At 40.3% G+C, this 16,364-nt stretch carries 14 protein-coding genes; 7 read left to right on the top strand and 7 right to left on the bottom strand.

Annotated features, from left to right (window positions below; translation table 11 throughout):
- Positions 1–300 precede the first annotated feature (300 nt).
- The 6 genes from V7K73_RS10815 (at position 301) to V7K73_RS10840 (ending at position 1,806) form a co-directional block, all read left to right on the top strand.
- A complete protein-coding gene (locus V7K73_RS10815) occupies positions 301–540 on the top strand; it encodes a hypothetical protein (protein ID WP_334879763.1) in 240 nt (79 codons plus the stop codon).
- Positions 541–571: 31 nt separating this feature from the next.
- Positions 572–865, top strand: coding sequence for a DUF433 domain-containing protein (locus V7K73_RS10820; protein WP_334879765.1), 294 nt, complete (start codon positions 572–574; stop codon positions 863–865).
- Positions 866–958: 93 nt separating this feature from the next.
- Complete coding sequence (locus V7K73_RS10825) at positions 959–1,096, top strand: type II toxin-antitoxin system RelE/ParE family toxin (protein WP_334879808.1); 138 nt, start codon at positions 959–961, stop codon at positions 1,094–1,096.
- Entirely contained in the window at positions 1,096–1,245 is a 150-nt protein-coding gene (locus V7K73_RS10830; RefSeq protein ID WP_334879767.1) for a hypothetical protein, read from the top strand. Before V7K73_RS10825 ends, V7K73_RS10830 begins: the two co-directional genes overlap by 1 nt.
- A complete protein-coding gene (locus V7K73_RS10835; protein WP_334879769.1) occupies positions 1,232–1,534 on the top strand; it encodes a helix-turn-helix domain-containing protein in 303 nt (100 codons plus the stop codon). The genes V7K73_RS10830 and V7K73_RS10835 overlap by 14 nt, the downstream gene beginning before the upstream one ends.
- A gap of 32 nt (positions 1,535–1,566) precedes the next feature.
- Positions 1,567–1,806, top strand: coding sequence for an antitoxin (locus V7K73_RS10840; RefSeq protein WP_334879771.1), 240 nt, complete (start codon positions 1,567–1,569; stop codon positions 1,804–1,806).
- A 136-nt stretch (positions 1,807–1,942) separates the two neighbouring features.
- Here the strand turns inward: V7K73_RS10840 and V7K73_RS10845 are convergent, their stop codons facing one another.
- The 3 genes from V7K73_RS10845 to V7K73_RS10855 form a co-directional block, all read right to left on the bottom strand.
- Positions 1,943–3,871, bottom strand: coding sequence for an ABC-F family ATP-binding cassette domain-containing protein (locus V7K73_RS10845; RefSeq protein ID WP_334879772.1), 1,929 nt, complete (start codon positions 3,869–3,871; stop codon positions 1,943–1,945).
- Positions 3,872–3,942: 71 nt separating this feature from the next.
- Entirely contained in the window at positions 3,943–4,359 is a 417-nt protein-coding gene (locus V7K73_RS10850) for a DUF1824 family protein (RefSeq protein ID WP_334879774.1), read from the bottom strand.
- 174 nt (positions 4,360–4,533) lie between these two features.
- Positions 4,534–5,382 carry a prohibitin family protein gene (locus tag V7K73_RS10855; protein WP_334879776.1) on the bottom strand — a complete coding sequence of 283 codons (849 nt, stop codon included), beginning with the start codon at positions 5,380–5,382 and terminating at the stop codon, positions 4,534–4,536.
- A gap of 293 nt (positions 5,383–5,675) precedes the next feature.
- On the opposite strand from V7K73_RS10855, the gene V7K73_RS10860 reads away from it, so the two are divergent.
- Complete coding sequence (locus V7K73_RS10860; protein WP_334879777.1) at positions 5,676–7,217, top strand: phytoene desaturase family protein; 1,542 nt, start codon at positions 5,676–5,678, stop codon at positions 7,215–7,217.
- Here the strand turns inward: V7K73_RS10860 and V7K73_RS10865 are convergent.
- The 4 genes from V7K73_RS10865 to V7K73_RS10880 form a co-directional block, all read right to left on the bottom strand.
- A complete protein-coding gene (locus V7K73_RS10865) occupies positions 7,204–7,878 on the bottom strand; it encodes a hypothetical protein (RefSeq protein WP_334879778.1) in 675 nt (224 codons plus the stop codon). The two genes, V7K73_RS10860 and V7K73_RS10865, sit on opposite strands and share 14 nt — an antisense overlap.
- 1,917 nt (positions 7,879–9,795) lie before the next feature.
- Positions 9,796–10,257: a hypothetical protein gene (locus V7K73_RS10870; RefSeq protein ID WP_334879780.1), complete on the bottom strand. Its 462-nt coding sequence runs from the start codon at positions 10,255–10,257 to the stop codon at positions 9,796–9,798.
- Between the two features lie 27 nt (positions 10,258–10,284).
- Entirely contained in the window at positions 10,285–12,123 is a 1,839-nt protein-coding gene (locus tag V7K73_RS10875; protein WP_334879782.1) for a bifunctional serine/threonine-protein kinase/formylglycine-generating enzyme family protein, read from the bottom strand.
- A gap of 932 nt (positions 12,124–13,055) precedes the next feature.
- A complete protein-coding gene (locus tag V7K73_RS10880; protein WP_334879784.1) occupies positions 13,056–15,455 on the bottom strand; it encodes a beta strand repeat-containing protein in 2,400 nt (799 codons plus the stop codon).
- Positions 15,456–16,364: the final 909 nt, after the last annotated feature.

Genomic DNA, 16,364 nt, shown 5'->3' on the forward strand with positions numbered 1-16,364 from the left:
CCGTCACGAGTTAGACCACTCCCGTCACGAGTTAGACCACTCCCGTCACGAGTTAGACCACTCCCGTCACGAGTTAGACCACTCCCGTCACGAGTTAGACCACTCCCGTCACGAGTGAAACCGCTCCCGTCACGAGTTAGACTGCTTCAGTTTTTTGGGGAAGTTAGGCAAATTTAATTGATGCGTTGTACCCCACAAGCGTGAAACACAACCCACAGACTTTCAGCTTGACAAAAATATAACTGTTAAAATCAGCAGAATGGTGTCAAAATGCGAAAAAATACACCCAATAGGAGAAAAATGCCAGCCATTGTTAAATTACAACTCTCCTTAGAAACTTTAGCAGAAGCAATATCTTCTCTTGATTTAACAGAAAAACGTCAACTTCAAGAAGCTCTTGAGCAACAAATTTTTGAAGCCGAAGAAGCGTTGTATGAAGACGATGCAGATACACTGGCAGAAATTCAACCAGTTCGCGCTGAGTATAGCGATGGTGAGTCAGTGACTATAGATGAATATCTTGTTAACCGCTCAAATTAGAGATAATATAAAAAATTTCGGAGAACAAGTTTTGACAACTATTACTGATATTGGTACACTAATTAACTGTCATCCTGGAATACACGGCGGTTGTCCGATTATTGCTGGTACAGGGGTGACAGTAAGGCGCATAGCCATCTGGTACAAACAAGGTTACAGCGCCGAAGAGATTGCAGATCAAATTAGTCATTTGACCTTAGCGCAGGTTTATGCAGCTTTAGCTTATTATCATGCTAACCGCGACCAAATTGACGCTGACATTGCAGCAGAAGAGGCAGAGGGAGACAGATTAGAGAAACTCCATAAAACTCAAAAACTTTCATGAGCCGAATTTGCTTGTATATGGATGAGGATTCTACCGCACGTTCTCTAGTTCTGGCTCCAGGATCGTAAGGGATATGCGAACTGCATCGCCAGAATTGAGCAATTAGCTGAGTATGGTTTTGAATTAAGACGACCCGCCGCAGATTTACTGCGTGATGGTATTTATGAACTAAGAGCCAAGCACGTCAGAGTACAGTATAGAATTCTATATTTTTTCATGGTCAAAATGTAGTGATTTTAGCTCATGCCATCATTAAAGAGGATAACCAAGTTCCAGATCGAGAAATTGATTTAGCATTAACATACAAAAATTTATTCATACTCAATTCAGAAGTTCATACTTATATCGAACCAGAAGAAGAAACAGATGAAGAAAACTAATGATGCACTGAAAATCATTAAAAGAATGATGAAAGAAGATCCAGAATTACAAGAGATGGTTAGAGAATCATCAATAAATGCTCAAGTATCTCAAATCATCTACGATGCACGTAAACAAGGGGGACTAACCCAGCAACAACTAGCCGCAAAAGTCGGTACTACCCAGTCAGTCATTGCTCGATTGGAAGATGCTGACTATGAGGGACATTGTTTGTCTATATTGGCTCGGATTGCAGCAGCTTTAAATCAAAAAGTAGAAATTAAAATGTCACCTAAAGAAGTTGCTTAAAACCCATCATGCAACAGAAGAAAAGTAAGATCATGAACACCGCCAAACTCAGCACTGATGGCACTCATCAAGTTGTTATTTTGCCCGAAGATTTTCAACTTAGTGGTACAGAAGTCTATATCAAAAAAATTGGTAACGCTATTGTTCTTATTCCCAAAGATAACCCCTGGCGATCGCTCATCGACAGTTTAGACAATTTCTCCGATGATTTTATGACTAATTGCGATCGGCCACTGATCGATACCAGAGAGAGCATTGCACCGGGCGAATAGAATTCGCGGCTACACAAACAAAGTCCACCTCCGTGGACTAAGGAAAAATCAAGAGTTTGAAACCCACGGAGGTGGGTTTTGTCTGTGTAGCCGCGATTTCTAATCGCCCGGATTTACAAACGTGACATGCTTACCATCAAGACTCTATCTCAGCTAATTCTAACCAGCGTTCAGTCGCCACATCGATCGCTTGCTTAAGATTTTCCACCTGATCGTAGAGTTTCTGCACTTGACTATAATTCCCCGGTGAAACATTCGCTAGTGTTTTCTCAGTTTCCACCTTCTGGGCTTCTAACTGGGCAATTTTACCTTCCAATTGCTCAAATTCTTTTTTCTCCCAATTAGATAACCTCCGCCGCTTGGTATTCTCTACATCCTTGGGTGAAGCTGCACCATTTTGGACTTCGGCATTTTTCGGCTTCTCCTTAATGTTAGCAGCCTGTTGCTGTGCCTCTTCAGCCTTCTTATAATCCAGATAAATCGAGTAATTACCTGGATATTGCCTCAGATTACCGCCTTCTTCAAAGGAAAATACTGTGTCGATGGTGCGATCGAGAAAGTAGCGATCGTGAGAAACTACAATTACACATCCGACAAAATCTTCTAAATAATCTTCTAATACTGCCAATGTCTGAACATCTAAATCATTTGTCGGTTCATCTAAAATTAAGACATTGGGCGCACTCATCAAAACCCGCAACAGAAATAAACGGCGTTTTTCACCACCAGAAAGTTTATTAATTGGGGCATACTGTTGATTACCAGGAAACAAAAACCGCTCCAACATTTGAGAAGCAGTAATTTGAGTTCCATCGGTAATTTTGATAAATTCTCCTTCTTCTTTGATGTAGTCAATTACGCGCTGATTTTCGTTTAAGGCTGTGAGCAATTCTTCCGAATGCTGGTCAAAATAACCGATATGAATTGTAGTTCCAATTTCTGCAATACCTGAATCTGGCTTAATCTGACCAGTAATAATCTCCATTAAAGTAGATTTACCAGCACCATTAGCGCCGATGATGCCAATGCGGTCTTCTGGACTAAATTCGTAGGTGAAATTATTAATCAGGGTGCGTCCATTGTATGCTTTAGAAATGTTATCTAATTCAATAACCTTTTTGCCAATGCGACGACCAACTGTCGAAATATCAACTTTACCCTGAACTTGTTTAAATTCAGTATCTCGCAAAGCATGGGCGCGGTCAATTCTCGCTTTTTGCTTAGTACTTCTGGCTTTCGGCCCTTTTTTGAGCCATTCCAACTCGCGCCGCAACAAGCCTTGATGTTTACGTTGACTACTTACGGCAGATTCTTCAGCTAAAGCTTTCTTTTCCAGGTAATATGAATAGTTACCTGTATAAGTGTAAATGTCGCCTCGGTCGATTTCAATGATCCGATTGGTAACGCGATCTAAAAAATAGCGATCGTGGGTGATCAGAAAAAGTGCGCCACGATAGCGATTTAAATAACTTTGTAACCATTCTACAGAAAGAGCATCAAGATGGTTTGTCGGCTCATCCATGAGCAAAACATCTGGTTCTGCTAGCAATGCTGATGCTAAAGCAATCCGCTTGCGATAGCCTCCAGACAAAGTGCCTATTTTGGCGTCAAAGTCAGAAATTCCTAATTTTGTGAGGATGATTTTGGCATTAGTTTCGACTTCCCAAGCATCAGTTGTATCCATCTGTTGCATCACCACAGAAAGGCGAGACATCAGTTGGCTATCATCTGGATAGTGAGCTAATTTATCTGAAACTTCTTCATACTCACGCACCAAAGCAATATGTTCGCCACTATCAGCAAAAACTTGCTCTAAAACTGTGTGATTCTCATCTAAATCTGGCTGCTGGGGTAAGTAGATAATTCTCGAACCAGAGTTGACTAAAATCTGACCGCTATCAATCGATTCTAACCCGGCAATCATTTTTAATAGGGTTGATTTGCCAGAACCGTTAGTACCAATTAAGCCAACTTTATCGGTAGCATCGAGGCTAAAGCTGGCATCTTTTAAAATTTCTTTGATGCCAAAGTCTTTTTTGACTGATTGGAGTGTAATAATACTCATAAAATTTAGTAATTTTTCATTGACTGTTAGTTAGTAGGTAAGGCAAATACCCTACCTACATTCGCCCAATTCTATAGAAATAAATCCAAAGGGAGATGTCCATACATTTCGTTGATTCCGTCTTCGTGGTAAGACTGACAAGACACTAATACACCACGATGATGTCCAGGATATGAATCGAGATAACACAAGCCATTTTTACCATTTAATTTGATATAAACTGGGCCTTCAGGAGTCAGTAAATTGTCTGGTGGTTCATAACCCAAAGCCAGAGAATAAGTCTTCATGGCAAGTATTCCTTCTTCTGCTGTATCAGCACAGATTCCTAAAATTTGATAATCGGCAAGTTTGGCGAGTAAAATTAAGGCACTACGAATTACTGATTTTTCGTAAGGATTCAGGATAGGCGCAATGTCTAGACAGTTGAATTTATTCAGTAATTTTTTTGCTTCTTCGGCAGTGAGATTCTGAGGATTTAGGGTTGACATAAACTGCGATTATTGTCTTGCTGGTTTTTCTGTTGTGTTGAAGTTGGGACTAGCCCAACTTATACTATTTTGGATTTTGGATAATGGAATTGAGAATCGGACAAATGTTGTAAAACTTGCCCCAAGTCAGAACCAATTACATATTAAACCTTGTTATTTAATGTTCACTCTTTTTTACGGTTGATTTTGGACATTTCCAAGGTTGTATATGAAGGGAACGCCGCTTTTTGAGTCACCACCCATAACGAGGACTTTGGGCATCTGAGCGCCGCCACTCTTCCAAGCTTCAATTGCTTCTTTTTGCAGAACTAACTGTCCTCCTTGAGCTTTGAGTGTCTCTGCTAAGAGTCTTTGAGCTTCTGCCCTACCTTTAGCGCGATTCACATCGGCTTGCGCTTCTTGTTCTGCTTCGCGTGCGACATAAACGGCTCTTTGCGCCCGTTGTTCAGCAATTTGTTTTTCTTCCACAGCTCTTGCAAATTCTGGTGAGAATGCTAAATCAACTACGCTAGTATCTAACACAATTATCCCATATTTGTCTAAGCGATCGCCTAGCGCTTGATCAAAGTCTTCTTTCAACTCACTTCTTTTGGTAATTGCTTCTTCTACTGTTCTTCTAGCTGCGGCAATTTTAAATGCTTCTTGGGTCTGGGGTGCAATGATTTTCGATACAATATTTTCTAAGGTTCCTTGTTTTCTTCTAACTTCAACTACCTGTATCGGATCGAGGCGAAAGTTGATCGCAAATCTCGCAGATAAATTCTGCAAATCTTTCGTAGAACTCTCTGCTGGCACTTCAAATTTCTGCACCGTCAAATCATACACATCTATCACTGAGATAAAAGGCGGTTTCACATGAATCCCTTCCAACAATGCCCCATCTTTCGCTTTACCCAAGATGCTGATCACTCCTGCCTGTCCTGGGTTAATAATGATAAAGGAATTCAGTCCCAAAATCACTAGTGTTGCTAACACAATTCCTAAAACTGTGCTTTGCCAATTTCCGAATTGCTGATTTTTCAAATTCCTCTCTCCATTATGAGTGCTGATTCGTGAGTCCTGAGTAAAATAGTACGGATAAATCTGAGAGTAGTAAATAGTCAAAAGTTTTACTTTGACTTGGGTAAACTCAGTTACTAGTTTAAGCTTCTCATCAGTCTGTCTAAATCAAGCCTTTAATCTGAAGAACGCAACACTGGCGGTTTAATGTCCATCCTTAGTGATGATATTAACCAATTAGAGTGGTTTGTAGATGGAGGAGCGAATGATATTATCCAAGTTTCCCCAACTGTTTTAGTTTATTGTTGCAAACATATATGCAAGTTACAGATATAGTTGTCATTGGTAGCGGTATTGGCGGTTTGAGTTGTGCTGCTGTTTTAGCACGGTATGGCTTTGATGTGATAGTCTGCGAAAGTCATTCCATTCCTGGAGGCGCTGCCCATGCTTTTGAGCGCAATGGTTTCAAATTTGACTCTGGCCCGTCTCTCTACTCTGGATTGTCTTACAGCCCCTCTGCCAACCCTCTGCGACAAGTCTTAGATGCAATTGGTTCAGAATTACCATGCGTAACCTATGATACTTGGGGTTGTTGTGTACCAGAAGGTGATTTTGATACGTCGGTTGGTGGCGAGCAATTTTGTGAAGTGCTGATGAAATTCCGGGGAGATGATGCTGTCGCCGAATGGCAAGAACTCCAGCGCGTTATGGAACCATTCGCTAGTGCTGCAACTTCCATCCCACCGGCGGCATTACGTTTTGATTTTGGCGCAGCTAGAACTGTCGGCCCCTTTATCCCATCTCTGACAAAAAATCTGGCGAATATAATTAAGCTGACTGGACCCTTCAGCCGGATTATGGATGGCGTTGTTAAAGATCCGTTTACCCGAAATTGGCTAAATTTGCTGTGCTTCCTGCTTTCAGGATTGCCAGCAGATGGCACTAGCGCCGCAGAGGTAGGATTTATGTTTGCGGATTGGTATCGGCCAAACGCAATCCTTGAATATCCCATTGGTGGTAGTGGTGCTTTAGTTGACACCCTTGTACAAGGATTGGAGCGTCACGGTGGGAAGTTAATACTAGGCGCTCATGTGGAGCAAGTGCTTGTAGAAGGGAATCGGGCGGTGGGTGTGCAGCTGCGCGATCGCCAAGAAATTCGGGCGCGTCGCGCAGTGATTTCTAATGCATCGGTTTGGGACACACTGAAGTTAGTACCAGAAAAGGCAGTACCGAAACAGTACCGTGCTAAACGACAAGCAACGCCAGAGTGTGATAGCTTTATGCATCTACATCTAGGCATTGATGCTCAAGGATTACAGTCTAATTTGCGGTGTCATTACATCGTAGTTAATAACTGGGAATTGGGCATAACAGCACCTCAGAATGTTGTGGTGATATCAATTCCTTCAATTCTCGATCCATCCTTAGCGCCACCAGGTAAGCACGTAATTCATGTTTATACTCCTGGTAATGAACCTTATGCTATCTGGCGGGGAATGGATAGAAGGAACCAAGAATATGCCGAACAAAAGCGATCGCGTGCAGAAGTAATGTGGCAAGCCCTAGAGAGGATCATTCCAGATATTCGCTCTCGTTGCGAAGTCACACTTGTTGGTACACCTCTAACTCACGAACGTTATCTGCGTCGTCATCAAGGTTCCTACGGGCCAGCAATTCAGGCTGGAAGGGGAATGTTTCCTGGACCTGGCACACCTTTAGCAGGGCTAATGTGCTGTGGAGACTCCACATTTCCCGGCATTGGTTTACCAGCAGTCGCCGCCAGTGGACTGATTGCAGCAAATACCCTTGCACCGGTTAATAAGCATTTAGCCATGCTTCAAGATATCAAGTGGATTTAATTTTTCGAGGATAAAATCTAGTTGCCAAAAGAGCCGCACCTGCTGCCAAAACTGCTAGTACACTATCAGGTTCGGGTACGGCAGCAACTTGAGCATCAATTCGTGCAGTTCCAGCAAACAAACCGGTCAATTCAGGTTTTTGCAGAATATTAGCAAACTCTGGAGAAACCAGCAATTTAACATCAGGGATGGTTAAATTTTGGCCATCAAATGCCACAGGTGCCGAAATACTCAAATCAAACAAAATTGTATTTAAAGAAAATGTGTCTCTTAAAACAAATCCGCTGCCACCTGTGACAGTACGTCCCGGAGCCAAACCAATCGAAAAGTCACCAACAGTAATTTGATTATTGAAAGTAACAGTACCAGTATGCTCGATTGTACCTGAGAGCGGAGTAAAACCCCCCTCATCACTGAATGTAAAGTTGGTGGCTGGGTCAATGTTGAACCCAACTAAATAAGTGCTGGGAATTGGTGGGACTGTATTATTAGTACCTGTCAAATTTAGCCCGATACTTCTAAGAATATCTTCGTGGTCACGATCAATGCTGGTAACTCCAGATACGACTTTAAAAGTTGCAGCTTCTACCTGTATGGGTGTAATTGATATAAAAGCTGCTGTAGTAGAACCAAGAATCCCTGCAAACTGAGAAAAACGCATAAATGCTCCCCTATCTTTGTAGTTGATTATATCTAAATCAATGCTCCTTATTAATTTAACAACTTAGGTATTAGCGCTAAAGAACTACTTCAAAATATCAAACAATATTATCATCAACTTTATATTAAGTAAATATTAAATTAAGCCAAAAATGTAATTTATCCAATTACAAATACAAATTTAATTAAGTGGGTAAAAATAAATATCACTATTCAGGATGAAGCAGAGAGGATGAGGGATAAGGTATTAATCATAAATAATGAGGAAAATATAGTTATGTTTAATTATGTCCAACTTAAATTGTTTACCCTTAAACCTAACAATTATGATGTCGTTAGGCATAAGTTTTATCTCTAATATTGATAAGTTTATGTTGATAGGTGAAGCATTGTCTCAAAAACATTAGTGTGCGTTAGCCTTTATAAGCCACCATGTTATATAGCAATGCGTTATACTAATTCACGAAAATCCTGATAAGTAGGTAGACGTAATTAAACATAAGAAAAAACCTCACCCTCAATCCCTCTCCGATGCTTTGGAGAGGGAAGCCGGAGGCAGGGTGAGGTTTTATATTTAATTTGACCCGCTTCGCTTACTTACATACATATAAATTTCTCGTAGGGGCATGTCTTTCTTTGCCCATTGGTATCAACTTAAGGGACTTCCAAATAAATAGGACTTACGCAAAAAGCAGTGAAAGCCTTGATTTACCGTAGGGGCAATTCCAGGGCTATTTCGTTCTAGACATAAACCGCCCAGAACTAAAGTTCTTTGGCTTTTAGCTAAAGTCCGTTAAAACGGACTAAAACATGAGTCTTAGTCGTCTTTAGACGACTTTCGCTATACGCCTGGTGAATTCATTCTGAGGCGGACTAGATGAGAATGAAATAGCCCTGGGGGCAATTCATGAATTGCCCCTACATTTTGTACTTGATGCGTAAGTCCTAATAAAAAAATACTCAACTACTTCTTGTGGGGTAATTTATTTGTTGGAAGTCTTTAACGTGAAAGCGTTGTCTTGCAAGGAACTAATACCATTTCATTTTAATAATGATACAAATAATCTGATAAGGGCTAGGCATTGGCTAGCCCCTACGATAAATCTATATGTATCAGGATTTTCGTGAATTGGTATAAAGTTCCTCTCTTATAGCGAAACTCATCTGTTGATGACTAAATATAGCCAAAAATCTTGGGAGCATCCCGTCAGCTGCAAAAACCTTGTGTTTGCCCTCATCCCCTAACCCCGAATCCCAAATATGGGATTCGGGGAACTAAAATTATGTCTCCCCTCTCCCAAATATGGGAGAGGGGCTGGGGGTGAGGGAAAAGATTTAAGCCAAAATTGGGATGCTCCCAAAATCTTTAGTCTACTTCAGTAGACTTGAGCTATTAGCCATGAACTTCAGTTCAGGGCGGGTGAGAAAGCCAACAGATAAGCCATTTCTAGACTTAAGTTGACACCAATGGTCAAAAGAGCGTATTTGTATCATTATCAAAGTGAAATAGTATTAGGCGTTCATGTCTATTTTTTGATTACAAATTATATCGAAATATCCGCCAAAGAACCTCACCCCGTATTTGAAGACAGCAAACACTCCCCTCTCCTGTCAAACAACCTCACCCCGTATTTGAAGACAGCAAACACTCCCCTCTCCTTACTAAGGAGAGGGGTTGGGGGGGTGAGGTTAAAAAAGGGTTTTCATGTAAACGAGAAGCACTATAAATCAATACGCTTGGGTTAAGGATTTTTGGTATTGATTTTAGGTATGTAGAGACGTTGCTTTCCTTCGTCTCTTGCATTGGATTTGGGGCTTAACCCAAGCCTATTACGCTATAAATGGTATCTCACAGCTACATCTTTTTAACCTTGCAAAACACATACTTTGATTTATTGTCGCCGACTTATTTCTTCTTTCACAGGCTTGTTCTAATCCACCAGCTTATTTTCTGCAAATTAGAATCTATTTCTTGCCAAAAGATTGCTGATGAGTCTGCTTCTCTTGTTGATATAAGTATTTTATCTATATTCTCAAAGTTTTTTATAATCAACTGCTTATCTAGTTTAGGAATATCTAATTTCAGATATTTCAGCCGATTGGGTAACTCTACTTTGTCTTTTGTCGGTAAGTGATAAATATACTCAACTAGTTCTATAATTTTTTCTACTGATGCAATCACCTCTTCAATACTCGGCTTTTGATTTTGTAATTGTAAATCTTTTTCTTCAAAGGCTTCTTCTTGATTACCTAACTTTACTATCACTATTTTGACGAAGAAAATATTGTAATCAATTTCAATAACTTCACCTAATTTATTCTGATATTCTCCACTTTTATTTATAAGTACTATGTCACCTTTCTCAATTTTGTCTTTCATAATTACTACAGCCTCTAAATTAAATTGCTAAATAATCTCCTCTACAGAAAATACTACTCTAAAGCCACAAACCCTCAGTCCACCGTCTGACTCATTCCAGCTACGGCTAGCGCTGCGACACAATTCTGCATTAAAACTCCAAGAACCACCGCGTAGCACTCGGCGATTAATATCACCGCCAACTTCCCAAGCTGTTCCATCTGAGGGTGCGTCGCTGTAATTGTTGTGCCACGAATCAGCGCACCATTCCCAAACTAGCCCGTGCATATCGTACAATCCAAAGGCGTTGGCGACTTCAAAACTACCAACGTTTGTTGTTTCTTTACGGAATTTGCTTTTTGGTTCGATAGTGCAACTGACTAACTCAGAGGTAATTGTTTCGCCAAAGTGGAAGGATGTTGTAGTTCCAGCCCGACAAGCATATTCCCATTCAGCTTCACTCGGTAAACGATAGTCGCGTCCAGTTTTTTCTGATAGTCTAAGACAGAATTCTACAGCTTCATACCAAGATACATTTTCTACTGGTCTATCTAAACCTTTGAATTTCGACGGATGGGGATTTAAAGCTTGTTTGACTTTGGGTAAAGCTGCTACTACTCTCCACTGTGCTTGAGTTACGGGAAATTTCCCCATAAAAAATGGTTCAACGGTAACTTTATGTCGAGGACGTTCGTCAGCATCTCCTTCACACTCCGGTGAACCCATCATATAAGTACCGCCAGGAATCGATACCATTTCTAATGTGACAGATTTACCCAATTCTTCGGCAAAGAAGTTTGCATTGCAACTCATGCGGTTTACTTCTCTACCACCTGTGTCTACTGTCACTACGTCAAATTCAAAGGTTTCTAAGGGGGGTAATGGTAGTATTACTTTTTGTGGTAGCGGCGGTAATATGGGTTGAGGCATCGAAACAATTTTAAGGGCAACAGGTTGAATGTTCAATGTTGCAAATTTCAAATCGTTGATAACTTCTACTGCTGTTTGATACCTTTCACTTGGTAGATGTTTTAATAATTTATCTAAAATTTTCCCTAAATCGTCGCTGATAGTAGTACCTTTTTGTTGTAAGCGATCGCGCCACAACCACTTAGCATTCATAGCATCATAAATAGGGTCATTAATCTGTCCAGAAGCATCCTGCAAAGGCAAACATCGAGTTAAAAGACGCACACAAGTTACACCCAAAGCATACAAATCACTGCCGTGACAAGCAAATCCAGCCATTTGTTCGGTTGGGGCATAACCAAGGGTATAAATTACTGTCGCTTGTCTTCCTAAACTGGTTTGTGTTACCTGTTTAGCACCGCCAAAGTCAATTAATACGGGTTTTTCATCACTTGCACGGCGGATAATATTTTCTGGTTTAATATCCCGATGGATAACATTTTGGGTATGAATGAATTCCAGTACTGGCAATAAATCAGCTAAAAGTTCCCAAATTTGTGCTTCACCATAAATTTGTTGCTGAACTTCTTGTAAGAGAGTTTTTCCTTGAATAAATTCTTGTACAAGATACAAGCTAGCACCTTGTTCAAAGTAAGCTAGTAATCTGGGAATTTGAGTATGATTTTCTCCCAGTTCATACAACCGAAAAGCCTCTTCTTTAAAAAATTCTGCTGCTTTGGTGCGTTGTCCTGTTCCCTGAAATTGCGGGAAAAATTGCTTGATAACGCAAGGCGCGTTTAGTCTGTCTACGTCTTCTGTAGCATAAGTTCTACTAAATCCACCTTCACCTAAAAGTCTTAATACGCGGTAACGGTTTCTGAGAAGTTTGCCAAAGTTGCTTTGTCCGCAACTCACGCAAAATCTATTGCTATCAGAGTTGAATGGATTTGAGCAATGGGGATTTTGGCAGATTTGCATAATGAGGGGGAAATAGCATCTTCTCCCAAGTTAGCCCCAATATTGTCTAATTGAAAACAGTTATGTAGAGAAGCGAACACGGAAATTTTTTAATGTGCTTAAAACTATCTTTAACACGAGGGCATAAGGATGAATAAATTAATTCGTAATTCGTAATTCGTAATTCGTAATTCGTAATTAAGTTTTGTAATGAAGAGAAGTTTGTGGGGACGGTTTCCGTCCACAAAACTTCGGGGGATTTAACCCCAATCGCATTACTTGCTTTTTTATTGAACCGGGGGACTTAAACCCAGGTAACTCATTAACAATTTAAAATTTAAAATAGTTACATAAGATAATTTAAGCTGATAAGTAAGTGGGTCAAATTAAATATAAAACCTCACGCTGCCTCCGGCTTCCCTCTCCTTAATAAGGAGAGGGATTGAGGGTGAGGTTTTTTATTATGTTTAATTACGTCTACCTACTTATTAGTAGACTAACCTTGCTGTCACACACCCCTGTACTTTAATATAGCTGTTGTTAACTATCCAAAAAAGTTCGTAAAGAACTAATTAAACAATTAAAAATTCAAGAGAATTACATATAGCGGTTCTCGTTTATCTGAGTACATCGGTAGGGGCTAGGCACTGCCTACCCCCCCTACACCTGGCGATATAATGTTGTACCGTATCTGAATGGAAACCGCTATAATGCGATTTAAACCCAATACTAGCAATAAGAAGATCCCCGACTTCTTGAAGAAGTCGGGGATATGGGAGCATCCCGTCAGGTGCAAAAACCTTGATAGCCCTCATCCCCTAACCCCGAATCCCATCATTGGCGAGAGGGGGAACTAGAATTATGTTTCCCCTCTCCCATATATTTATTGGGAGAGGGGCTGGGGGTGAGGGAAAAGATTTAAGCCAAAATTGGGATGCTTCCGGTGATATGAGCTAGTTAACCTTACGTTGGAAACTAAATGTTCCAGATTGTCCAGGTTGAAGTGGGCCAGCAATTGTGTCTAAATATGTGGTGATATCAACGCCAACTGCATCCGTTACTGATGCTCCCAAATTGAGATAAGTTACAATTCCCGCAGGATCAGTTGCAGTATTAAACACATGATTGGTATCCACCTTTCCATTGCCATCATTGTCTTTCGCCCAGTTATTATTAGTGGAATTACCATCTTCAGTAATAATTATTCCAGTTGCACTCAGAGTAGCGTTATTTGAACCGACGGGAACTGATGAAATGTTGGTGTAAGTAATTCGATACTCAACAATATTGCCGACGCCAGGTTTTTTCACTATTGTACTAAAAGTACCATCATTCCCAGCAACAGCAGAGCCACTTCCTTGTAAAATCCGAGATTCTTTTACCAGTTTCAAGAAACCTGTGTAAACTTGGTCAATCGTATTATTGTAAGATTCTCCAGAGTTAAACGCTCCATCATTATTGCTATCTACAAAAGCTTGAATTGTCACAGGAAAAGCTTTACCTGTATCTGTTGATAGAGGTGTTCCGGCAGGTAAATCTACAGTTACGGTGTAATCAACTGGGATATTATTGAGGGTTGGTAGGACAATTCCTAAGCCAGAAGTTAAGGTGAAGTTAGTGCCATTGTATGTGTAAATGGCAACACTGGCTCCAGAGGTCAACGTTACAATTGTACCTGATGGTAGGTCACTAGTATTGGTTGGGTTAACTGGTACTAGTAAGACATTACTCAATAGGGTTGGATCGGGGTTTACTATAGTATTAAAGAAGCTGACAGGAGCAGGGTTGAGGGTAGATCCTGGGGGCAGATAGAGTGAAACGATCGCTGATTGGTTTGAAAAATCATCATTATTATTAGTTGGTCCCACAGCGTTAGGGAACAGGTGCGGCCCATTTAAAATCGAAGTTTGGGCAGTCATTGTAAAGGTGTTAACTTCACCTCCAGGGCCTTGGCCTGTGTTGTTATTACTGTTATCTGCCCCTTGAGTAGCAACATCTGCTACGCCAGTAGTGGGAATATTTGAACCAATGCTACCATCATCATTAAAGTTGCTGGCGTTTTGGTCACCTGATTCATCATAAACTAGCTTATTGAGTACATCACCTTGAGTTTGACCAAAGGTCTGAGCAATATTAGAAATGGTGGCTGTAGAACCGAGAACTCCATCTGTCACCACTTGGAAGGATAAGCCATTGACTGTTGTCCCTGCGTTGAGAGTTCCAGAATAAACAAACCCCACACGAGTTACCAACGATAAATTAACGGGGACAACACTAGTCCAAAGGGCATTGTTCGCTATCACTGTTGTCGGCGTGACAGTGTAAACAACAGTCCAACCTGTAGGGGGAGTAACTACACTCGCTAAATGAGTATTTGCAGGAATGGCATCAGATACCAAAATTTTGGCACCGGTCAACCCATTTACACTGATATTTGTACCTACCAAATTTCCCGGTGTTAATCCGACGCTACCTGCGGGACTTGTGGAATCAACTTTTAAACTCAAATCATAGGTCAATTTATCATCACTCAAAATTTTGGGTGTACCCGGATCTAAGTACGCAGAACGAACTTTTAAAACTTTAGCAAAGGCTTGTGAAGTCGCAGCGATAGTAGTTGTTTGGATAGCACTAGCTTCTCGTTCTCCATTCAACGGTATTCCTGCTGTTTCTCCTGTTGTTCCATCTAAATTATCAACGGTGCGGACTTCTGTAGGCTTTGAACCATCAGGACTATCAGGTTGGTTCTGTGTAGCATTACTGTTATCGTTGGGGCCTGTATCACCTAGTAATACTGAAATAGTCGAACCCGGCGTTGCTGCAAGATTAACTGTAACAGGAACACGCACTTTGACAGTTCCATTCACAGGAATGGAACCAGTGGTAAAACCAGTGTTGGGAATATTAGTTTCAAATATGCCGTCACCATTTAAATCTGCGGTGATTGTGCCAGCTGTTGCTGACCCTGTAATAGTAGCTGTTCCTGGAATAAAGAAGCGGGTGGGATCGTTGCCTACGTTAGTAATCAGAAAATCGTAGTATAGCAAATCATTAGAAACAACAGTACCACCTGTTGTATCTGTCATGCCTTGAGAAGTCACTACAATACCTGCTGTCTCTGCTACGGTAAATGTTACAGTATTGGAAGTAGCTTTGTTAAGAACATTTGCTCCCAAATTATTCACGTAATTATATTCAGCAGTTGCAGTGTTATCGATAGTAGTACCAGCAGTTGTACCATCTGCGAGAGTAGGCATTATTAGCGCAAATGACCCTCCTAAAGAAATTCCTGCTGCTAATAAAAAACGGGAATAATGCAATTTATGAGCGAAAAAGTGGCGCGATGGTTTCATAATTTATGAACTGATTTTTCAGTTATTTAATTTTTGTTATCTAATGTCTTGCAGCAGTTATTTAAAAAATTTTTAGTAGAGCAGATACTACTCAATAGGCTTCGGATAAGACTCGTTTTCCCCAACCTACCTGATAAGTGGGTTGATGCCAATGGCTCTACTTCACCCTATTAAAAAGGAGGACTAAGGGAGCTATTTAGACTTGCACCTTAACCGAACTGTATTGAGACACTACTGACTATTTGCTCAATCCCTGTTTTGAAGTTTTAAGTACCGATCGCTCTCCGAATATTGAGAATCATGGAAGGTATGATTTGTGAATTTCCTAAAGTATTGCAGAAGTTTCTCTACCTTTTACAAGGGGTTTAACCCCCTGTTTATCATTGTTTAGTTAATTGATATAGTAGGTTTATTTTTGCCGTATTGTACTATTTGTAGCAATAGTAGTGACACAAAATTAGGACAAAAAAAACCACCAATTGATGAACTGTTTGGGATAGTATGTAATAAATCAGAATAAAAATCCCATAATATTTTATGGGCTGCTTATTGATTACATACAACTAATCTCCAAATGTCCAAATTAAGTGGACAAGAAGAAGTTAAACATTGAAATTATCCTTTTAAAGTCCGATTACTAATAACCTTGATTTAAAGCAACATAGATTTTTTTCAAAAACCTATGTTGCTGGGCTGATTTCGTACTGAATTTTTCATCCACTATTGTGTTTGCAAAGAGCGAGAATCAACCGCAGTAAAATTACTTAATTTTAAGACCTATCAAATATTAAGGGTTTGGTATAAATAGAAATAATTCAGTAAGTAAAAATATACGTAAGAGAATTTAGCATCGTAATACTGCTCGGTTAAAAGTCGATTCTCCCAACCCACGCCAGTCTCTCATGGAGA

It is taken from the genome of Nostoc sp. (assembly GCF_036916975.1).
Lineage (GTDB): Bacteria > Cyanobacteriota > Cyanobacteriia > Cyanobacteriales > Nostocaceae > Nostoc.